Source organism: Agarivorans albus (genome assembly GCF_019670105.1).
Lineage (GTDB): Bacteria > Pseudomonadota > Gammaproteobacteria > Enterobacterales > Celerinatantimonadaceae > Agarivorans > Agarivorans albus.
Genome location: NZ_AP023032.1, coordinates 2,954,519 through 2,976,772, shown reverse-complemented (window position 1 = coordinate 2,976,772; position 22,254 = coordinate 2,954,519). Strand labels below are relative to the sequence as shown.

Below are 22,254 nucleotides of genomic sequence, written 5' to 3'. Positions count from 1 at the left end.
CAGTATTTACCCGCTCAAGTTATTGGGTGGGAACTGAACAAGAATTTTGACGCTGGCGAAAGCTAGGAAAGCGAGGATACTATGTCTCATCAATCAACATTGATTGCTTCAGATATCGAAGAGTACTTACAACAACATGAACAGAAACAGCTACTACGTTTACTAACCTGTGGTAGCGTTGATGATGGTAAAAGCACCTTAATTGGTCGCTTACTGCATGATTCAAAAATGATTTTTGAAGATCAGTTAGCAACCATCAAAAATGATTCAAAACGTTTTAATACCACAGATGGTGAGTTTGACTTAGCGCTATTGGTTGACGGTTTGCAGTCGGAACGAGAACAGGGCATTACCATTGATGTTGCTTACCGTTATTTCTCTACAGAAAAGCGTAAGTTTATTATTGCCGACACTCCAGGTCATGAACAATACACCCGTAACATGGCAACTGGCGCATCGAACTGTGATTTAGCTATTGTAATGATTGATGCCCGCTATGGTGTGCAAGTACAAACTCGCCGTCATAGCTTTATCGTATCAACATTGGGTATTAAGCAAGTAATTGTAGCCATTAACAAAATGGACTTGGTTGAATTTTCCGAAGCTCGCTTTGAAGAGATCAAAGCAGAGTATCAAAAGTTTGCTGAGAATTTGAATATCGATAGCATCAAGTTCGTACCAATCTCTGCATTAAATGGTGACAACGTGGTAGAGCGCAGTGAACAAAGCGCTTGGTATCACGGTGAAACCTTGATGGGGATGCTAGAAAGTGCGCCAATTAGTGCCGGACAAAACTTTGATGACTTCCGTTTCCCTGTTCAATACGTTAATCGTCCAAATCTAGATTTCCGTGGTTTCTGCGGCACGATCAGCTCTGGTATTGTGCGCAAAGGCGATGAAGTAACGTCGTTACCTTCAGGTAAAACCTCGAAAGTGAAAAGTATTGTCACCTTTGATGGTGAAATTGATGAAGCCTACGCGCCTATGGCGGTAACTCTTACTTTAGAAGATGAAATTGATGCAAGTCGCGGAAACATGCTGGTACATAGCAACAATAAACCTTGGGTAGCCAGCAGCGCAGAAGCAACCATTGTTTGGATGGCCGAAGAGCCAATGATTGCTAACAAACAATACGATTTTAAACTAGCGTCTAAAACCACTTCAGGCTCTATCGCTAAGATCGAGCACCAAATAGATGTGAATACCTTAGAAGAGCAAGAAGCTGTTCGCCTAGGTTTAAACGAGATTGGTTCTTGCCAAGTTCAGTTTAGCCAGCAAGTTGCTTTTGATGCTTATAACAAAGCCAAAGGTACTGGTTCATTTATTATTATTGATCGTATTTCTAATGTAACTGTAGGTGCCGGTATTATTACCGCAAAGGGTAGTTTAGAAGAAGCCGGGCAGCAGCAAGAGTTCTCTGCATTTGAATTAGAACTTAATGCGCTAGTTCGTAAACACTTCCCGCATTGGGATGCTAAAGACTTAAGCGAATTACTTAAGTAATGAGCATTCAGGCCATATTGGTGCTAGTGATTTTCATTGGCACCATTGCGTCTTTAATTCGTTATCAGCAGTATCCTGCCAAAATCTTTGGCGGGGTAATGCTACTGCTGTTCGTGCTTGATTTAGTTAGTAGCGATCAGCTGTTAGCTAGTGTATCGAATCAAGGTTTAATGACCTTGGTTCTGTTAATGTTATGCTCGATAGCCTTGGAAAAAACACGATTATTGCGAGTGCTGGCGGCCTCCATCATTAAACCATCGCTTCGTTCTACTTGGCTTCGATTATATTCCACCACGGTGTTGTCTTCTGCTGCCTTAAATAATACAGCGGTAGTTGCCACCTTATTGGCGCCAATTCGTAATAATCCGTATCACAGTGCTAGCCGCTTATTGTTGCCCTTATCTTACGCGGCTATTTTGGGCGGGACGCTTACCTTAATTGGCACCTCTACCAACCTTATCGTAAACAGCTTGTTGCTTGAGAGCACTGGTGAAAGTTTAGGCTTTTTTGATTTTACTTTAATAGGCTTGGTTGCCGTGGTGGCTTGTGGTTTTACTTTGGCGTTTTTTTCACGCTATTTACCCGATCACAAGCGCGAAGAAAATCATTATCATCGCTACTTTATTGACGCCAAAATTCAATTGGATTCGGCCTTAATAGGTAAAAGTGTGGAAGAAAACGGGCTGCGTCACTTAGAGTCACTGTTCCTTGTGGAAATTGTTCGAGATGGAAAACTGATTAGCCCGGTAGCTCCCACCGAAGTGATGCAGCAAGCCGACCGGCTTATTTTTAGCGGCGACGTTACAAAAGTTATGCAACTTAATCAGTTTTCTGGACTACAAACCTTTGCGGATTCAAATGGCTTATTGGGCTCTAACCTTACCGAAGTAGTTATTCGCCCTGAAAGCATGTTGGTGGGGAAAAGCTTAAAAGGCGCCGGTTTTCGTGCCCGGTTTGATGCAGCGGTTGTGGCTATTAAGCGAGATGGTGAAAGAGTATCAGGGAAGCTAGGCGAAATAACCCTGCAGGCCGGAGACTTTTTGGTGTTGGCGGTTGGCGCCGATTTTAAGTCGCGAACTAACCTAAGCAAAAATTTTATCGTGGTAAGTGGCGTAGAGCCCGATACTCGTCTAAATGGTGCTTCAGAGCTTATTGCAATTGGTGGCTTTGTTCTAGCCGTGGGTGCAGCAGCGATTGGCTTGGTTAGCCTATTTAAAGCGATGGTTGTGTTGTTAGGTGGTTTAATCTTTTTCAGGTGCTTAACTCCCAGTGAGTTAGTACGCCGTTTTCCTAAAGAAATTTGGTTAATAGTAGCCTCAGCTTTGGCATTGTCACAGGCTATGCACAATGCAGGTTTAATTGAGTTGCTTGAGGGTTTGTTCAACGGCGGCTTAAGTGGCCAATGGTTTATGCTGAGTTTAGTGGCAGTGTACCTACTAACTTGGATATTTACCGAGTTGGTTACCAATAATGCTGCGGCAGCCTTAATGTTTCCTTTAGCTTATGGCTTGGCTAACGCATTAGGAGCTAATCCGATGACCTTTGTAATGACGGTAGCTTTTGCAGCGAGTGCTAGCTTTGTAAGCCCCTATGGATATCAAACTAATTTAATGGTGTATAACGCCGGTCGCTACAGTTTACGAGACTTTGTTAAATTAGGTTTACCGGTAGCCTTGGTTTATGGCTTGGTGGTTTTGGTATTGGTTCCAATAGTTTTTCCTTTATAGTGATTTTATTTAAATAGCAGAGTAGGCGAGTTATGGATAAAAAGAGCGAGAATGTGGTTTGGCATAATCATAGTGTTAATCGAGAATTGCGCATTATGAAAAAAGGCCACAAACCCTGCGTACTTTGGTTTACTGGTTTGAGTGGCTCAGGCAAGTCTACTATTGCTAACGCAGTTGATTACTTGCTGTATCAACGTGGCGTTCATACTTATGTTCTGGATGGTGACAATGTTCGCCATGGGCTAAATGGTGATCTAGGTTTCTCAGATACTGACCGTGTAGAAAATATTCGACGTATTGGTGAAGTAGCCAAGTTATTTGTTGATGCCGGGTTGGTGGTTTCTACTGCTTTTATTTCTCCATTTAAAGCAGACCGTTCGCTGGTTCGCAATCAACTGGATGATGGTGAGTTTTTTGAAGTGTTTATTGATACTCCTCTAGAAGTTTGTGAGCAACGTGATCCAAAAGGCTTGTACAAAAAGGCTCGTAGTGGCGAGATTAAAAACTTTACCGGTATTAGCTCAGCTTATGAAGCACCAGAAGAAGCGGATGTACACGTGGAAACCGATGGTAAGTCGGTTGAGCAATGTGCAGAGTTTGTGGTTAATGCGCTAATTGATGCGGGTATTGTTAAGGCGTAGCGACGAGGTTTAGTTTGCGACACATAGATATTTTCAACGGTGATGCCGATGGCATTATTTCTCTGATTCAGCTTCGTTTAAACGAGCCCCGAAACAGTATTTTGCTTACAGGTGTTAAGCGTGAAAATCAGTTGATGAATGATTTTGATTTTCAGCCAAATGATCAAGTCACCGTGCTCGATATTTCTATGGAAAAAAACCAAGAAGGATTACAGCGAGCATTAAATGTTAGCGCCAATGTGCATTATGTTGACCATCATCGTTCTGGTGACATACCAACGCACCCAAATCTGCTAGTCGATATTAATACCGATGCGGATGTTTGTACTGCACTATTGGTAGACGAAAAGCTAAAGGGAAAATATCACCATTGGGCAATTGCTGCTGCCTATGGTGACAATCTAATCGCGAAAGCTGATGTGTTGTGTCAGCAAGCTCAATTAAGCGAATTGCAAAGCGAGCAATTGAAAGAGCTAGGTACTTTAGTTAATTACAACGGCTATGGTGCTGCGCTAGCCGATCTTCATTATGAGCCTGCTACGCTATTTAAACAGTTGCTTGAATATACTTCCCCATTTGAAGCTATTGCCGATAGCCAATCTGCCTATCATCAGCTAAAAAATGCTTATCAAGAAGATATGCACCTTGCCAACAGCATAAAAGCTCACTACCAAAGCTCCATTGTAAAAGTCACAATTCTACCTAATGCTGCTTGGGCCAGACGGATAAGCGGCGTTTTTAGTAACCAACAAGCAAACCAACACCCCTCACTGGCACATTTGGTTTTAACCGAAATTAATAGTCAAACAGCAGTTGTGAGTTTACGGGCTCCTCTTTCTCAAAAACAAGGGGCAGGGGAAATCTGTAGTAACTATAAATCAGGTGGAGGGCGTGAAGCTGCTGCTGGAATTAATCATTTTGACATTGAGCTACTGAAGCAGTTTATTAGCGACATAGAAAGGTATTATTCTTAACTATATTAGTTTTTCTGTTGGTTATTTAAGCAGTTATTGGTTGTTACATTTGTGCTGCATCAAAAATAGGTAAAATATCCATCTTTTCCAGAAAGGCCTTTCAGTAATCTAGGGTGCTGTTTTTAAAACAATTAATAGTATTTTAACTTTTGTAAAGCGCTTGAATATCAAACTGTTGGAATACTGATGGTATTTATCCATAAAATTGCTGTGTTATACTTTTCACCCATTATTGTATAGTGCAGGGAATCGCTCCGTGGTAGTGTCGAATCGCTTAAAAATCTGTTTCTGTTTTCTCTTCTTTCTATTAGCTAGTGGATTTACGCAAGCCAATACTTATGCTGGCGCTATTTTTTCCTATACATCAACAGAATATAATTCTGATGGTGCCTCAAGCAGTGAAGGCAAACCATGGCTACTACAGGCCCAAGTCGGGCACTTCTTTACTGATTATCTAGCTCTAGAAGGAAGGTATGGCGTCTCTACTGGCCGTTCTGGGGGGATATCTATTGATAGCTTGGGCTCATTATTAGTTAAAGGTAATCTACCTATCACTGAGCAAACCGCAATGTATGTATTGTTAGGTGGCTCAATAGCAAAATTAGATCAACAAAATGTGGCGAGTAGCACAGAAAGTGGAACAAGTTTCGGATTGGGCGCTCACTACGCGTTTAGCCGAAATAGTGCGGTAACTATAGAGTATTTAAATAGTTTAAATTCAAGCAAAGCAAAAATTGGTGGGATCAACTTAGCTTTTCAATATAGGTTCTGATTTTTCATGGGGCTCATATTGTTGATATTAAATAGTGCGACGTATAGATTTTAATCAAATGGATGACTTTGTGGAATTACTCGGGTGTTAATTTCAATTGTAAGTTTACGTAAAGAAGTAAATTGAAGTATTATCGAGCGCGTTGTTAATTGTGATGTTGCTGATTTAATTTGTTGATTGAGAAAGAGAAGAATAAAGAATGAAATTTGGACTTAGAAGTCTCATTGTAGTGTGGTTATTAGGGTTTTCTCAGTTTTCTGTTGCGATGAATCTTAGCCCTGACCAAGTTCAAATGCTCAAGAACTTACCTGCTGATCAACAAGCAGCTTTAGCCAGACAATACGGTGTTGATCTATCGCAGTTTTCTCAATCGGCGGTAACCCAATCTCAGTCATCTCAAAATATAGCTCCCAAACTACCACAAAAGCGTGACCTACAAGCTGAGCAGCAAGCTCTTGCAAATAAAAATAGTGCTGGCGAAACAGCCGAACTTCAACGTTTTGGTCTAGATGTTTTTGCTACTCAACCAACCACTTTCGCGCCTTTAAATAATATCCCAGTTACTGATAACTATCGTTTAGGACCTGGCGATACATTAAATGTGCAGCTATTCGGTAAAGAGAATAATAACTTTGAGTTTCGAGTAAATCGCCATGGAAGTATCAGCTTTCCTGAACTTGGTCCAGTGAATGTTTCTGGCTTAACATTCAACGAAGTTAGAGAGCTTATTACTCAGCAGATTAACGAAAAGAAAATCGGTGTACGAAGCAATGTGACTATGGGGGAGTTACGTACCGTTGAAGTATTTGTATTGGGAGATGCTTATCAGCCGGGCAAGTACCTCGTTAGTTCACTTTCAACAATTACTCATGCTTTGTACGCCAGCGGCGGTATTAACCAGCAAGGTAGTTTGCGCGATATTCGTTTATTGCGAGAAGGCCGGCTAGTTAGCCGGTTCGATTTATATGACTTGCTTATCAAAGGCGATACCAGTAATGACCTCCAATTGCGCAGTGGTGACGTGATTTTTGTTGGACCACTTGGCGATACAGTTAGTGTGGAAGGTGAAGTTGTTCGTCCTGCTATTTACGAAATTAGTGGTAACGAGACAATAAAAGGACTGATTTCATTAGCAGGCGGTTATACAACTAAAGCATTTAAAAGGTCAGCGAGGTTCGAGCGCATCACTAGTGAAGGGTTAATTGACTTATTGACTCTTGATTTGAACGATAGCTCTGACCTAAAACGGAATCTTCAAAACGGTGACTTTTTAACTATCGAGCAAGTGGATAAAAGAACACCAAACTATGTATCACTTAAAGGTAACGTCGCGCGTGAGGGCCGCTACCAATGGCGAAAAGGATTACGCATTTCAGACTTGCTTCCTAGTGTTCAAAGAAGCTTAAATACGAGTAGCGACCTCAATTACAGTTTGGTTGTACGTAAAGAGAAAGACCGTTCAATAACAATTCTGCAAGTCGATTTAGAGAAAGCGATTAATCAAAAGCACTTAGCAGACAACATTCTTCTAAAGCCAGAAGATGAGATTTTAGTTTTTACTAAATATGATTTAGAGCTGTTTAGTGAAGCTTTTCAAATTGGAGCTAAAGAGAAAGACTTGTTAAGTGCTGACGCAGCTAGCCTGAATGCTAAGATGGAAACTGCAGAGCAACTAGCTAACCAAACTGTTGGTGAGCAAGCACAACAAATTCCTCAATACAGTCAGCAAGTTCATGCCGCCACTTTGCCAAACAGCCCGGTGGGTACTTTAAATCAAAATGAAGCAAGCTTAGCTGCGAGTCAAAGGGGCACTTCTGGAAGAGTTGGAGACAGCAAAACTGAAACTGATATAGAGCGAATTGCGCGTATTACTAATATGTCGGTTAACGAAATAGAGAAAGTGCTTAAATCGACTCGTGAAAAGCTATTGGCTCCGATACTGATAATGTTACAGGAGCAATCGAGTATAAATCGTGAGTTGAGGGTTGTTGAGATTTTTGGAGAAGTAAAGTTTCCAGGCATTTACCCAATAACTAATAAAAACACGGTAAAGGATTTAATTGATGCTGCGGGGGGCGTGAAAAATGGTGCCTACGCACTTCACAGCGAGTTAACAAGAACTATTGTGCAAGATGCTGATGCCGATGTTACATTGCTGCGTCTTGATCTTAATGATGTAATAGCTCGAGTTCCTGAACAAAATCTAGTTTTGCAAGCCCGTGATCGGCTAAATGTATTAGCTGTACCTAATTTGCGTAAGCAACGCACGGTTAGTTTACAAGGCGAAGTTCGTTTTCCTGGAACGTACGTAATAAAACGCGGTGAGACACTTGGAGATGTGATCGCTCGAGCTGGCGGATTGACTGAGTATGCACATCAAGATGGGGCAGTGTTCACTCGTGAAGCTCTACGAGTACGCGAACAAAGTCAAATAGATGCTTACGCTGAAAGTATTCGTCAGGAAGTCGCTAAAAAGAGCCTTCGCCAAACAGGACCAGGTAGTTTCACGTCATCTTCTAGCCCAACAGAGCAACTTGAGTTGATTCAGGAAATGAGTGGAACCAAAGCACTGGGTAGGATGGTTGTTGATCTACCGGCTATTCTTCTCGACGACAGCGCTAAAGATTTCATGTTAGAAGATGAAGACATGCTTTATGTACCTCAGTATCGAAACACGGTTACGATTATGGGCGAAGTTCAAATTTCAACTTCTTACCTGTTGGATGAGACATACAGTTTTAAAGACTATATTAACTTTGCTGGTGGCGCTAAAAAACAAGCAGATGAGGATAGGATCTTTGTTGTAAGAGCCAACGGCTCAGTTTACAAACCAGAGTCTGGTTTCTGGTTTAAGAACAATAAACAACCTCTGCAGCCAGGCGATACCATTGTAGTACCTATTGACACCGATTACCGAGATGCTTTGAGTACTTGGACAGCCGCTACACAAATATTGTATCAAATCGGTGTGGCTTACAACGCTATCCAAAAATAACAACTAATGCCCCCGACGTTTAAGGGGGCTTATTTATACAGAAAGTAGACCAGTAAATTATGACTCAATCAATACAGCAGCAACAGCAGACTTATTCACCAGCCTATTTTGACAGCGGCGCTGAAGATGAGATCGATCTACGAGAGTTGCTTGCTGTAATCTGGCGCGGTAAATGGTTGATTGTTGCTAGTACAGTTGTTTTCTCGATAGCAGCTGTAATATTTGCGATAAATCAGCCAAATATTTATCGAGCAAATGCGTTGTTAGCCGCCTCTAACCAGGAGAGCAATAAACTCAGTGGTATGGCTTCTCAATTTGGCGGCTTGGCCTCACTTGCCGGAATTAACCTTGGTGGTGGAGGCGGTACCGATCAAACTACCTTAGCTATCGAAGTACTAAAGTCTCGACAGTTTTTTAAAGAGTTTTTAGATAAGTATCAGATTAAAGCGGATTTAATGGCTGCAAAAGATTGGAACCTTGTTAGCGGAGACTTAAGCTACAATGCTGAGCTATACGATGTGCAATCTAACAAATGGGTTCGCCAGGTCAGTACTCCGAAACAAACTGAGCCTTCTATGCAAGAAAGTTACCAGGTGTTTGAGCAAGTGTTAAGTGTTTCTTCCGATAAAGAAACTGGCCTTATTACTATTGCTGTAGAGCATATTTCACCAATTGTGGCCCAGCAATGGGTTAGCTGGCTAATTAAAGACATTAACCTCGTTATGAAGCAAAGGACGCTGCAAGAAACCTCAGCTAATATTAGCTACTTAAAAGAACAGTTGGATAAAACTTCAGTAGCACAAATGCAAACGGTGTTTTATCAGCTAATTGAAGAACAGACGAAAACCTTGATGCTGGCTGAAGCAAATGATGATTTTGTGTTTAAAGTAGTTGATCCAGCGGTAATAGCAGAGCGAAAAGTAAAGCCTAAACGTGCACTTATTTGTGTATTGGGTACGTTGCTCGGCGGAATGCTAGGAGTGATGATTGTATTGGTTAGACACTTCGCAAAAGGGGGTGAGAATGCCGGGTAGTAAGTTGGTGTTACTCACCTCAAAAGGCTGCGCTTTATGAGTACCTTCATCTTGTCTTTAATGGTTGCTTTTTTAGGTACCTACAGCGCGATTAAAGTACTAAAGCCAATTGCGATTAAGCACGAATTAGTAGACAAACCCAACGAGCGAAAGCTGCATGTAGGCGCAATACCGCTAATTGGTGGGCTAGCCGTTTACATAGGCTTTGTATTGTCTTTATTGGTTATAGCCCAAGGTTATGACATTTCGTTTAAGTACTTTTTATTAGCCTCTGGTGGCATATTGTTAGTAGGCATGCTAGACGACAAATATGACCTTAGTGTTTCTTTGCGCATGTTCTGCCAAATAGTCGCGGCCAGCGTAATGATGTTTGCAAGCGGAGACCGTATAGAAAACTTAGGTAACTTATTGGTAATGGGCGATATTCACCTAGGCTGGGCAGCCGTTCCCTTTACCTACTTGGCCATTATGGGCGCCATTAATGCCTACAACATGGTAGACGGTATAGATGGCCTTGTTGGCGGGGTTACCTTTACCAGTATGTTGTCTTTATCATTGCTGTTCATACTAGAAGGCTTTGTGCTGGAGTCATGGATAGCTCTTTGCCTTGTGGTAGCCCTAATCCCCTACCTTATATTTAATCTCGCTAGAGCTGATAATCCCAAAAGAAGTAAAATTTTTATGGGAGACGCAGGCTCAATGTTTGTGGGGCTTAGTGTAGTTTGGTTGTTGGCGATTGGCTCTCAAGGTGAAGCACCAGCCTTTAAACCCGTTACTGCATTATGGGTAATTGCTATCCCACTTATGGATATGGCAGGTGTTATGATTCGCCGTAAGCGTAAAGGACAATCTCCTTTTAAGCCTGATAGAGACCACCTACATCATATTTTTATGCGTGCAGGGTTTACCTCTCGGCAAACACTTATTTGCATTACATTACTTAGCTTTAGTATCTCTATGGTAGGTGTGCTTCTAAATTGTTTTAATGCTCCTGATTGGTTTTCTTTTGCTTTGTTTTTGGTGGTTTTTGCATGTTACTTAATGGCTTTAAAGCACGTTTGGCGTTTGCTAAAAGCATTCCGACGGGTGACTGCATTTAGGCGTATGCGAAGGGTCAATCAAATAAAGCTTTCTAGAGCTAAGCAAAAAAGTGCTTAGAAAGAGCCAATGGGGACGGGTTTACAAAGATACCGTAAATCAAATGACTACAATAAGATAGCGAAAACTGACTATCTCAAAATGAATAAATAGTGTCTCAGCGTTACAAAAATGCTGAGTCAAAAGAGCAGAGAAATTGAACCCAAAGTAAGCAGTGCGCTAGTGCTTGTTGCTTCGCTTATTCATTACCAAAGTGTTTATGCAAAGGTATGTGGAAGTTATTTTTCTTAAAACAATCCAGTGAGTTTAGGCGTTAAATCACCTAACCTACTTAGCAAATAATGTAAGAAAACAGTGCAGCGATGCTTGAATTAGAAACTTTTCAAACCGTTATACAATCGACACCTTTGGTTTCGATTGATTTTATTGTGCGTAACACTAGCGGTCAAATATTGTTAGGCAAACGCAACAATCGTCCAGCTAAGGGCTACTGGTTTGTACCTGGTGGTCGAATTTTAAAAGACGAGGTATTTAATGTCGCTTTTGCTAGGTTGGTAAACCAAGAATTAGGGCTAGAGATCAACTCTGCACAATTTAAAGGTATTTATCAGCACTTCTACGATGACAACTTTTCTGCTGAGGATTTTACGACTCATTACGTGGTGCTAGCATACGAGTTAGATGTTGAGCAAGAGCTGCTCGCGCTTCCAGAAGAACAGCATTGCGAATATCAATGGGTTGCTGAGAAGGAGTTACTTCTTAACCCCGACGTTCACGAACATAGCAAATGGTATTTTCTAGACTGGAAACAGGCAGACGCAAAGTTTATTTAGGATGCCTGTGTTTATTTTTTACTTTTTAAATACTCATATTTTGAGGTTGGTATTCTAATGATTACTCCTGTGATTATGGCTGGCGGCACAGGGTCGCGTTTATGGCCGTTAAGTCGCTCTTTGTACCCCAAGCAGTTTCTTGCGTTAACATCGCTGAATACCATGTTACAAGAAACCATTAATCGTTTAGAGGGCGTTGCGACAAACTCGCCAATGGTTATTTGTAATGAAGAGCACCGTTTTGTAGTCGCAGAACAGTTGCGTACCATAGACAAATCAGCATCAATTATTCTTGAACCAGTTGGTCGAAATACAGCTCCTGCAGTAGCTATTGCTGCAGAGGCAGCGAAGGATGATGATCCATTACTATTAGTGTTGGCTGCCGATCATGTTATTCAAGATGCTGGCGTTTTTCGAGAAGCATTAAACAACGCTATCCCCTTAGCGCAAGCTGGTAAGTTAGTGACTTTTGGCATTGTGCCAAATAAAGCTCACACCGGTTATGGCTATATTCAACGAGGTGATTCCATGGCTGATGGTAATGGTTATGTAGTAGAGCAGTTTGTTGAAAAGCCTGATGCAGACACAGCCGCTGGATATGTAAATAGTGGTAAATTCTACTGGAACAGTGGTATGTTTTTATTCAAGGCCAGCCGCTACTTAGAAGAGTTGACTCGGTGTAGGGGTGACATCGCACAGGTTTGCACCAAAGCTATGGCCAACACCACTAAGGATCAAGATTTTATTCGTTTGGATGCTCAGGTTTTTGCGCAGTGTCCCGACGAGTCCATTGATTATGCGGTAATGGAACACACCAAAGACGCCGTAGTAGTGCCACTTGATGCCGGTTGGAACGATATTGGCTCATGGTCGTCTTTATGGGAAGTGAACGCTAAAGACGAAAAGGGCAATGTTAGTATTGGCGACAACATGCTCCACGATACAAGTAATTGCTTGGTGCATGGCGGAGAGCGCCTAATCGCTGCGGTTGGCCTTGATGACGTTGTGGTCATTGATACCAAAGACGCTTTGCTGGTTGCTGATAAGGGTCGCGTACAAGACGTAAAAAAAATCGTTGAACAACTTAAAGCGGATAAACGCGGCGAATATGAAAATCACCGTGAAGTGTATCGCCCCTGGGGGAAATATGACTCTATAGGTACTGGTGCTCGCGATCAGGTAAAACGGATCACAGTGAAGCCCGGTGGCAAGCTGTCGATTCAAAAGCATTATCATCGTGCCGAGCATTGGATTGTTGTATCTGGTACAGCCAGTGTGTTGCGAGGCGAAGAAACACAATTGGTGACTGAAAATGAGTCCATTTATATTCCGTTAGGTACAGTACATGCCCTAGAAAACCCCGGAAAAATCCCACTAGAAATGATTGAAGTGCAAACCGGTAGTTACCTTGGCGAAGACGATATTGTTCGCTTTGAAGATAAATACGGCCGAGTATAAGGAGACGAACACACCAATGGTAATTAATCTAACTACGAGTAAAGTCATTAAAGACAGCGGTGTAGCGTTTGGTACCAGTGGCGCCAGAGGTTTGGTGACCCAGTTTACGCCGGATGTATGTGCGGCCTTCAGTCATGCCTTTATAGAAAGTATGTGCGTTAATTTTACTTTCGATACCGTTGCAATAGCGATTGATAATCGTCCTAGTAGTTATGCAATGGCGCAAGCCTGCGTCGCAGCACTTCAACAGCAAGGTTTACAGGTTGTTTACTACGGGGTCGTGCCTACGCCTGCCTTGGCTTATTTAGCCCAAGAGGAACAGATGCCGGCAATTATGGTTACCGGCAGCCATATTCCTTTTGATAGAAATGGCCTTAAGTTTTATCGCCCTGACGGCGAAATCTCCAAAAATGATGAACAGGCCATTATTAACGCAAGCGTTGGGTTTAAAGCGCTTGAAAGTCTGCCTGCACTTGAAATAAATAACCGCGCTGTAGAAGAATACGTCACCCGTTATACCTCGCTGTTTGAACACCCTTTTTTAAGCGGTAAGCGTATTGGTATTTATGAGCACTCTAGTGCGGGTAGAGACTTGTATTACCGGATTTTTGAAGCCTTAGGTGCTGAAGTTGTGGCAATCGAGCGCAGTGATAGCTTTGTACCTATTGATACCGAAGCAGTATCACAAGAGGATAAGCGTAAAGCTAGAGCTTGGGCAAAGCTGTATAATCTTGACGTGGTGTTTTCTACCGATGGTGATGGTGATAGACCGCTTGTATCAGATGAAAACGGCGAGTGGTTACGTGGTGATATCTTAGGCCTGCTTTGTGCTGATGCGCTCAATGTGAGTGCTTTGGCTATTCCGGTTAGTTGTAATACCGCGATTGAGCTAAGTAATAAATTTGAATTTGTAAAACGCACTAAAATTGGCTCTCCTTATGTGATTGCAGAGTTCGCGGCGTTGAACAATGAGTACTCATCAGTAGCTGGCTTTGAAGCCAATGGCGGCTTTTTGCTTGGTAGCGATATTCAGGTGAACGGTAAGCTGTTAAAAGCTTTACCAACGAGAGATGCGGTGTTACCAGCACTTATGTTGTTAGTGGCTGCACAGCGCGCAAACATTAGTACCTTAGTCGAAGAATTACCACAGCGCTTTACTGACAGTGACCGGATCCAAAATTTTGCCACGGAAAAAAGCCAACAAATCGTTGCTGATGGTACTAAAGACCCACATTGGTTAATGCAAAGCTTAGGTTTTGGCGATTTGGCTATTATATCTGTGAACACCACTGATGGCTTGAGAGTTGAGTTGGACAATCAACAGTTTGTGCACTTACGACCATCTGGCAATGCGCCAGAATTGCGCTGTTATGCAGAAGCCGAGACGGTCGAGCAGGCAATAGCAAGCGTTGAAAAAAGTTTAACGAATATTAGGTCACTTTAAACCTAGTATTTGAACGTTTAATAAAGTTGAAATAAAGAATTGGAATACAGTAATGTCAAAAAATAAAGTGGCTTTAATTACCGGTGTGACGGGCCAAGATGGCTCTTATCTTGCGGAGTTACTATTAGAAAAAGGGTATGAGGTACATGGTATTAAACGCCGTGCTTCATCATTAAATACTGACCGAGTAGACCACATTTACCAAGATGTGCATGAATCAAACCCCAAGTTCTTTTTGCACTACGGTGATTTAACCGATTCATCTAACTTAACCCGTATTATTAAAGACATACAGCCAGACGAAGTTTATAACCTTGCGGCTCAATCTCATGTTGCGGTTTCTTTTGAGTGCCCAGAGTACACCGCAGATGTCGATGCCATGGGAACTTTACGTTTGTTAGAAGCTATTCGCTTTTTAGGCTTAGAAACGAAAACTAAGTTTTATCAAGCATCTACCTCAGAGCTTTACGGTGAAGTGCAGGAAATCCCACAAAAAGAAACCACACCATTTCACCCGCGCTCACCTTACGCAGTTGCCAAAATGTACGCATATTGGATTGTAGTGAACTATCGTGAGTCATACGGCATGTATGCCTGTAATGGTATTTTGTTTAATCACGAATCGCCGCGCCGTGGCGAAACCTTTGTAACCCGTAAAATTACGCGCGCTATTGCAAATATTTCGCAAGGGTTAGAGCCTTGCTTATACCTAGGTAATATGGATGCACTGCGCGATTGGGGACACGCAAAAGACTATGTGTGTATGCAGTGGATGATGTTACAACAAGAGCAAGCAGATGACTTTGTAATTGCCACCGGCAAGCAAATTAGCGTACGAGAGTTCGTTAAACTGTCTGCTAGAGAAGCGGGCATAGAGCTTGAGTTTTCTGGTGAAGGGGTTGATGAAATAGCCACTGTAACTGCTATCACTGGTGACAATGCACCAGCGCTCAAAGTTGGTGATATAATCGTTAAGGTAGATCCACGTTACTTCCGTCCTGCAGAAGTGGAAACGCTTTTAGGTGATCCAAGTAAAGCAAAAGCTAAGTTGGGCTGGGAGCCACAAATCACAGTAGAAGAAATGTGTGCAGAGATGGTGCAGCACGATTTGAGTAAAGCAAAGCAACACGCTTTGTTAAAGGCTCACGGACATAATGTAGCTATTGCTGTAGAAAACCAAGGGTAGTTAGATGGAGCTTAATAGTAGAATTTTTGTTGCTGGGCATCGTGGTATGGTGGGCTCGGCCATAGTGCGGCAATTAGAGGCAAGTGGTTATGGCAATATAATTACTCGCACTCGTGATGAGCTCGACTTAACTAACCAGCAAGCTGTGTTCGATTTTTTCAAAACTGAGAATATTGATCAAGTATACTTAGCTGCGGCAAAAGTTGGGGGCATTGTGGCAAACAACACCTACCCTGCAGACTTTATTTATGAAAACTTAATGGTTCAATGTAATGTGATTCATGCCGCGCATCTAGCGAATGTGCAAAAACTACTATTTTTGGGTTCATCTTGTATCTACCCTAAATTAGCGACACAGCCTATGGCCGAGTCTGCTTTGTTAACAGGTGAGTTAGAGCCAACCAACGAGCCTTACGCAGTAGCAAAAATTGCTGGCATCAAGTTATGTGAAAGCTACAACCGCCAATATAGTCGCGATTATCGTAGTGTCATGCCGACGAATTTGTATGGGCCTAATGATAACTTTCATCCTGAAAATAGCCACGTTATTCCTGCGCTAATTAGACGTTTTCATGAAGCAAAGTTGAACGGAGATAAAGAAGTAGTGGCTTGGGGAAGCGGCAAGCCAATGCGCGAGTTTTTATACGTAGACGATATGGCGAATGCTTCAATTCATGTTATGAACTTATCCAACCAAGTGTATAAGGATAATACACAGCCTATGTTAAGTCATATCAATGTGGGGAGCGGTGTCGATTACACTATTCGTGAATTAGTAGAAACAGTAGCGAGTGTGGTTGGGTTTGAAGGTAGTATCAACTTTGACGTAAGTAGACCAGACGGTGCACCGAGGAAGTTGATGGATGTAGGTAGACTTAAGGTTTTAGGGTGGGAATATATGGTAGAGCTCGATCAAGGCTTAAGAAAAACATACAACTGGTTTATTGAACACAACGGTCACATTAGGGTTAAGTAGGGGCATTTATGAGTTGTTATGTAATCGCAGAAATTGGTGTTAACCACGCGGGGTCAGTGGCACTAGCGAAGAAAATGATAGATGCAGCTAAAGCTTCCGGTGCCGATGCGGTGAAGTTTCAAACATTTACAGCTGAAAAATTAGTAAGTGCTGGTACACCAAAAGTCGAATACCAAGAGTCAACAACAGCTAGTGATGAAAGTCATTATGCGATGATTAAAGCGCTAGAGTTTTCTTATACTGATCACATCCCTGTATTTGAATATTGCAATCAATTAGGCATTGATTTCATTTCAACACCTTACGATATCGAAAGTGCAGAGTTCTTAGTATCTATAGGCGTGACCATATTTAAAACGGCTTCCGCAGATATTGTTGATTTATCTCTTCATGAATATATCGCTAAAAATGCTGAGTTGGCGATTGTGTCAACGGGAATGGCAACCTTAGGCGAAATTGAACGAGTAGTTAAAATATATCAACAAGCAGATTGTAAGTTATCTTTATTACATTGTGTTTCAAATTACCCTTGCGCTATTCAAAGTTTAAACTTGAACGTTATTTCAACACTAAAAAATGCGTTCTATTGTGATGTCGGTTACTCTGATCACGCAGTCGGCTTTTTGCCGGCAGTTATAGCCACTACGCTTGGAGCCACTATTGTTGAAAAGCACTTTACATTAGATAAAAGTATGGCTGGACCAGATCATAAAGCGTCAAGTGACCCTGAAGAATTTAAAGAGTTGGTTGAGGCTATTCGTACAACGGAAGTTGCCCTAGGTAGCCCTATAAAAACAGTTCAAACAGAAGAGATGCAAATGCGAAAAATTTCGCGCAAAAGCTTATTTTCTCGTTGTTTTATTAAACAGGACGAGAAGCTTACAGCTGATATGTTTGTATTAAAGCGACCTGGCACAGGTTTGTACGAAAAGGAATTGGATACGATCCTAGGCGCTACAGCGACTAAAGATATTAGTGAAGGAGAAATGCTTAGAATTGGAGATTATAAGCTTGGCTAAGCAATGCCTTGTGGTTGGCTGTGGTTCCCATGCATCGTCAGTGATCTCTGTTCTAGAGTCAGTTGATTATGAAATTGTAGGCTTGGTCGATACTAGTAAAGTCTTTGATCCTGAAGAAGAGAAAAGTGGTTATAAAGTCATTTCAACTCTTGAAATTGTTCTTAAAAATCAGGCTAAGTATAAGCATTTTGCCTGTTTTGTTGCCATCGGAGATAACATTACTCGAAAGCTAGTTTTTGACCAGTTAGTGTTTGCAGGGTTTTCCTTGCCAAACGCTATATCCAAATATGCAGTAGTTGATAGAACAGTTGAAATGGGGGGGGGGAATATTGTTTTCCACAACGCAATTATTAATGCTAATTCAATATTGGGAAATAACAATATTGTAAATAGCGGTGTGATCATTGAACATGATTGTGTCATAAAAGATCATAGTCATTTGGCCCCGCGTAGTGTGTTGTGTGGAGGCGGAATTATATCTAGTTTAGTTTTTTTGGGAGCATCCTCTACAGTTATCCCAAGCATAACCATTTCAGAATCCATCACAGTTGGTGCAGGCGCAGTAGTAATAAAGTCTACAAGTAAAATAGGCTCCTCTCTAATAGGTGTTCCCGCAAAGGAGTATAGGCAATGATATATATGTCCACGGGAGGTTTTCACGAAAAAACTTTTCTTGAAACTTCTAAATTACTAAATAATGGCACAATTAGAGGTTTAGAGCTATCAGCTGGACGCTACTCATCATCGCTAAATGATGATTTGTCTGAAGTTTCAAAAAATTTCAGTATTGCTTTGCATAACTATTTCCCTGTACCCAAAGAACCATTTGTTTTCAATTTGGCAAGTTGTGATAAAGCCATAATAAGTAAAAGCTTATCTCATGCCAAACAAGCGATAGATTTAACCGCTGAGTATGGTAGTAAATATTATAGTTTTCACGCAGGTTATTTATTAGATCCGGCCGCTTCAGAGTTAGGTCGTTCGATTAATAAAAGGCGCTTAATTGAGCGTGCTACAGGACTTGATAACTTCGTGTCTAATGTCGTTTTCTTAGCTAATTACGCTGAGAGCAGAGGTGTAGAGCTGTTGATTGAAAATAATGTTCTTTCACAAGCAAACTATAGTCAATTTAATACTAATCCACTGCTAATGGTTGATAGTGAAGAAACGGAAATGGTTTTTGACTGCGTACCAAATAATGTTGGTTTGTTGATTGACGTTGCTCACCTTAAAGTATCAGCTAATACTCTTGGCTTCGATCCTATTAACTATTTAGATAGATTTAATAAAATTACAAAAGCCTACCATATTAGTGACAACAACGGCTTAGAAGACAGCAATGAGGTTTTCACAGAGCGATCTTGGTTTGTTCAACATATACGTAAAGACTTGGAGTATTACTCTCTTGAGGTTTATACAAGTGATGTAGCAGTGTTAGAAAGTCAATATAGATTGCTATCTGGAGTATTGAGGTAAATATGGTACAACTACAAGACTTATGCATTGAACATACCGAAAGTTTGAAAAATGCATTAATAAAGATAGATGATAATGCGCAAGGCTTACTATTTGTTGTTGAGCAGCAGAAACTATTAGGTATTCTCACTGATGGTGATGTCAGAAGATCGATTATCTCTGGATGTGACATTACTGGCTCTATTACTGAAATATTTAATAAAAATTATGTTTATTTGCATCACTCAGCATCAGTAGAAGAAATTCAACAAACCCTAAATGAAAAAATTAAAGTAATACCTTTATTGGATGATGAAGGAAAGCTTGTTGATTTTTCATCATATTATCGCTTACATAGAACGCCTGTTTTAGAGCCTTTGTTAGGCGGTAATGAGTTAGAATATGTTACTGATTGTATTAAAACTAATTGGGTTTCGTCTCAAGGAAAGTATGTTCAGCAATTTGAGCAAACTATTATGGAGTATACAAGAGCCAAGTACGCACTTGCTGTAAGTAACGGGACTGTAGCATTACATTTAGCACTAGTTAGCTTAGGGATAGGCCCTGGCGATGAGGTGATTGTACCCGATATAACATTTGGCGCCACTTTGAATGCCGTTGTTTTAGCTGGAGCCAAGCCAGTTATTGTAGATGTAGAACCTAATACATGGAATATGTCAATAGAGCTACTAATTAAGGCTCTTAGTAATAAAACTAAGGCTATTATGCCGGTCCATATCTATGGGATTCCGTGTAATATGCCAGATATAATAACACTGGCTAAAAAACATGAACTACTAGTAGTTGAAGATTGCGCAGAGGCTTTAGGTTCTTCAATTAACGGTCAGCATGTAGGTACATTTGGGGATGTAGGCACTTTTTCTTTTTTCGGTAATAAAGTAATCACTTGCGGAGAAGGCGGAGCTGTTATTTTTAAAAGTGCTAGCGCCTATGAAAAGGCCAAAGTATTGCGCGACCATGGAATGACTCCAGGCAAACGATATTGGCATGACGTGGTAGGCTACAATTATCGTCTAACTAATTTACAGGCTGCTATTGGTTGTGCGCAGTTTGAGCAGTTAGAGACGTTTAGGGAAAAGCGGAGCAATATATTTTCATGGTATGAAAAGTACTTGCTTAGCTCAGGTTACTTTTCTACTCAACAGCTACCCGAAAATTATCAATCTAGCCTGTGGCTTTTCACCGCGGTACTAAAATCAACTTGTTTGATAGAAAGAGATAACTTAATTTCAAAATTGGCAAAGCTAGGAATTGATTCTAGGCCGATATTTTATCCCATGTCAGATATGCCCCCATTTAAAGACTATCAATCATTATTGGTTGGAAATGCTAAAGCAATTTCAAAGAGGGGTATAAGTTTGCCCACTTCGGTATATTTGTCTGAAAAAGAAGTTAAATTAATTTCGGAGGAAGTTATCAATTGCATTGCTGGGTTTAATAGTTTTAAGGGAATGGTAAAAAGTAATGCCTAATAAAACTAAGATTGTAGCATTAATACCTGCCAGAGCCGGTAGTAAGCGCTTACCCGGTAAAAATATTCTAGATTTGGCTGGTAAACCCCTTATTGCTTGGACCATCGAGGCTGCATTAGGCTGCGATGAAATAGATAATGTTGTTGTAAGTTCTGACTCTGACATCATTAGAGATGTAGCTTTATCAAATGGCGCTTCGGTGCCCTTTGAGCGACCTGCTAAACTTGCGAGTGATAGTGCTTCTACCGATGATGTGTTGCTACACGCTATCGATGAACTTGACCTAGATTCAGACGATATTTTAGTGTTGTTACAACCAACGTCACCATTGCGGGACAATAACGATATTAGCGAAGCTCTACAATTAATTGAAGGTGATGTAAAAGGAGTGGTGAGTGTTTGCGAATGTGAACATAGCCCTATGTGGTGCAACACCTTGCCCGCCAGTCAATTAATGGGTGGCTTTATTCCTAAAGATATAGCAAGCAAGCGCAGCCAAGATTTACCGCAGTATTATCGCCTAAATGGAGCAATATATGCCTACAGAGTGAGTTACCTTAAGAAGAACTTAGGAAGGGTTTACTCGGACGCTATTAGTGCGTTTGTTATGGAAAATAGTAAGTCGATTGATATTGATGATGTTGATGATTTCCTTTTTGCAAGTTTTAAGCTCGAGAGTCGTAAATAGGTGCCTAAATATTTAGCTATTGTGAGTCACCTTGGTGTTGTTATCTAAATAATATTGAACCTTCAGCTTCTTTGGGTTCTTGTCATTAAACCGAAATAATCAGGTCACATTATCGGCAAAGCAAACAGCAACATCGTTAAGTGGAAACAATACAACAAGATCTTAACCAGCTTGGCTCTATCACTTTCTGGATTGATGAGCCAGCTATGACTAGGACGCAATGGTATAATCAAACATCCACAGGACGCCGTGGGCGCAGTAACACCTATAGTGATACCGTCATCATTACTGGCATTGATTTACTCTCCCGCTTCGAGTCTTGGAGGGCTTCATCAACTCCATCCTCCAATTCATGGGTGTTGGGCCTTCAATCTCCTGGCTATGGTTGTATTAGCCAACGAGCATAGACGCTTAAGGTAGCTTGTCGCCCATTTAGCAGTCGCTCTGGGAGACACATATAGATTGACGCACCAGACTTTTGAGTCTCAACTGATAGAGCTAATGATACGAGGAACTGCTACAAGGTGCTTAAGCGTAAAGGCATTGCCTCAACTATCCAACCATTGAGGAATGTAGGATATTGGGAGGAAAGGCATCCTCGAAACCACGTGTTAACACACTAAAAACTGAAAAGAGGAGGCTCGTTACCAAGAACGCTAATAAGCAGACACGGCGATGTGCCGATACAAGCTACTGGTTTGAGTTTAACTTGCGTAATTACAATGCTCAAGTGGGAGAAGTTATGGCCAGTGCCTGCGCGTTAAACAAAGTGTCTAGACTAGGTAGGCCTGCTCTTTAGGTCAATGCCTAAATAATATTACCAATTAGGATAGGTATACCTTATGCTCGGGTCTGATAAACAAAGCAAGTCACCTTTACAAGCAGGGTGAGAGCATGCGGGACTTAGACTTAAACTGTCAGATAAAAACTTGAATGTTGTTTTAGACAATATGATGAA

At 41.3% G+C, this 22,254-nt stretch carries 18 protein-coding genes; all 18 read left to right on the top strand.

Annotated features, from left to right (window positions below; translation table 11 throughout):
* Positions 1-81: 81 nt before the first annotated feature.
* Complete coding sequence (gene cysN / locus K5620_RS13400) at positions 82-1,503, top strand: sulfate adenylyltransferase subunit CysN (protein ID WP_016401675.1); 1,422 nt, start codon at positions 82-84, stop codon at positions 1,501-1,503.
* Complete coding sequence (locus tag K5620_RS13395; RefSeq protein ID WP_221077382.1) at positions 1,503-3,230, top strand: SLC13 family permease; 1,728 nt, start codon at positions 1,503-1,505, stop codon at positions 3,228-3,230. The genes cysN and K5620_RS13395 overlap by 1 nt, the downstream gene beginning before the upstream one ends.
* Positions 3,231-3,262: 32 nt before the next feature.
* On the top strand, positions 3,263-3,871 hold the full coding sequence (cysC, locus tag K5620_RS13390; RefSeq protein WP_016402541.1) for an adenylyl-sulfate kinase: 609 nt from the start codon (positions 3,263-3,265) through the stop codon (positions 3,869-3,871).
* 14 nt (positions 3,872-3,885) lie between these two features.
* Positions 3,886-4,845 (top strand): hypothetical protein, encoded by a 960-nt coding sequence (locus K5620_RS13385; RefSeq protein ID WP_016402540.1) that lies wholly within the window; start codon positions 3,886-3,888, stop codon positions 4,843-4,845.
* Positions 4,846-5,107: 262 nt separating this feature from the next.
* Positions 5,108-5,617 carry an outer membrane beta-barrel protein gene (locus K5620_RS13380; RefSeq protein WP_215426438.1) on the top strand — a complete coding sequence of 170 codons (510 nt, stop codon included), beginning with the start codon at positions 5,108-5,110 and terminating at the stop codon, positions 5,615-5,617.
* 199 nt (positions 5,618-5,816) lie between these two features.
* Complete coding sequence (locus tag K5620_RS13375; protein ID WP_040307346.1) at positions 5,817-8,612, top strand: SLBB domain-containing protein; 2,796 nt, start codon at positions 5,817-5,819, stop codon at positions 8,610-8,612.
* Positions 8,613-8,671: 59 nt separating this feature from the next.
* Positions 8,672-9,646: a Wzz/FepE/Etk N-terminal domain-containing protein gene (locus tag K5620_RS13370; protein ID WP_016402537.1), complete on the top strand. Its 975-nt coding sequence runs from the start codon at positions 8,672-8,674 to the stop codon at positions 9,644-9,646.
* Between the two features lie 36 nt (positions 9,647-9,682).
* Positions 9,683-10,804, top strand: a complete 1,122-nt coding sequence (gene wecA / locus K5620_RS13365) for a UDP-N-acetylglucosamine--undecaprenyl-phosphate N-acetylglucosaminephosphotransferase (RefSeq protein ID WP_016402536.1) — start codon at positions 9,683-9,685, stop codon at positions 10,802-10,804.
* A 302-nt stretch (positions 10,805-11,106) separates the two neighbouring features.
* Complete coding sequence (locus K5620_RS13360; RefSeq protein WP_016402534.1) at positions 11,107-11,577, top strand: GDP-mannose mannosyl hydrolase; 471 nt, start codon at positions 11,107-11,109, stop codon at positions 11,575-11,577.
* A gap of 57 nt (positions 11,578-11,634) precedes the next feature.
* A complete protein-coding gene (locus tag K5620_RS13355; protein ID WP_016402533.1) occupies positions 11,635-13,035 on the top strand; it encodes a mannose-1-phosphate guanylyltransferase/mannose-6-phosphate isomerase in 1,401 nt (466 codons plus the stop codon).
* A 16-nt stretch (positions 13,036-13,051) separates the two neighbouring features.
* Positions 13,052-14,479, top strand: coding sequence for a phosphomannomutase (locus tag K5620_RS13350; RefSeq protein ID WP_016402532.1), 1,428 nt, complete (start codon positions 13,052-13,054; stop codon positions 14,477-14,479).
* A gap of 52 nt (positions 14,480-14,531) precedes the next feature.
* Positions 14,532-15,665, top strand: coding sequence for a GDP-mannose 4,6-dehydratase (gene gmd / locus K5620_RS13345; RefSeq protein ID WP_016402531.1), 1,134 nt, complete (start codon positions 14,532-14,534; stop codon positions 15,663-15,665).
* Positions 15,666-15,669: 4 nt separating this feature from the next.
* Positions 15,670-16,641 (top strand): GDP-L-fucose synthase, encoded by a 972-nt coding sequence (fcl, locus tag K5620_RS13340; protein ID WP_016402530.1) that lies wholly within the window; start codon positions 15,670-15,672, stop codon positions 16,639-16,641.
* Between the two features lie 8 nt (positions 16,642-16,649).
* On the top strand, positions 16,650-17,660 hold the full coding sequence (locus K5620_RS13335) for an N-acetylneuraminate synthase family protein (RefSeq protein WP_016402529.1): 1,011 nt from the start codon (positions 16,650-16,652) through the stop codon (positions 17,658-17,660).
* Positions 17,653-18,294 (top strand): acetyltransferase, encoded by a 642-nt coding sequence (locus K5620_RS13330; protein ID WP_215426437.1) that lies wholly within the window; start codon positions 17,653-17,655, stop codon positions 18,292-18,294. Before K5620_RS13335 ends, K5620_RS13330 begins: the two co-directional genes overlap by 8 nt.
* Positions 18,291-19,136, top strand: a complete 846-nt coding sequence (locus K5620_RS13325; protein WP_016402527.1) for a TIM barrel protein — start codon at positions 18,291-18,293, stop codon at positions 19,134-19,136. Before K5620_RS13330 ends, K5620_RS13325 begins: the two co-directional genes overlap by 4 nt.
* Positions 19,137-19,138: 2 nt before the next feature.
* Entirely contained in the window at positions 19,139-20,608 is a 1,470-nt protein-coding gene (locus tag K5620_RS13320) for an aminotransferase class I/II-fold pyridoxal phosphate-dependent enzyme (protein ID WP_016402526.1), read from the top strand.
* Positions 20,601-21,296, top strand: a complete 696-nt coding sequence (locus K5620_RS13315; protein ID WP_016402525.1) for an acylneuraminate cytidylyltransferase family protein — start codon at positions 20,601-20,603, stop codon at positions 21,294-21,296. Before K5620_RS13320 ends, K5620_RS13315 begins: the two co-directional genes overlap by 8 nt.
* Positions 21,297-22,254 lie beyond the last annotated feature (958 nt).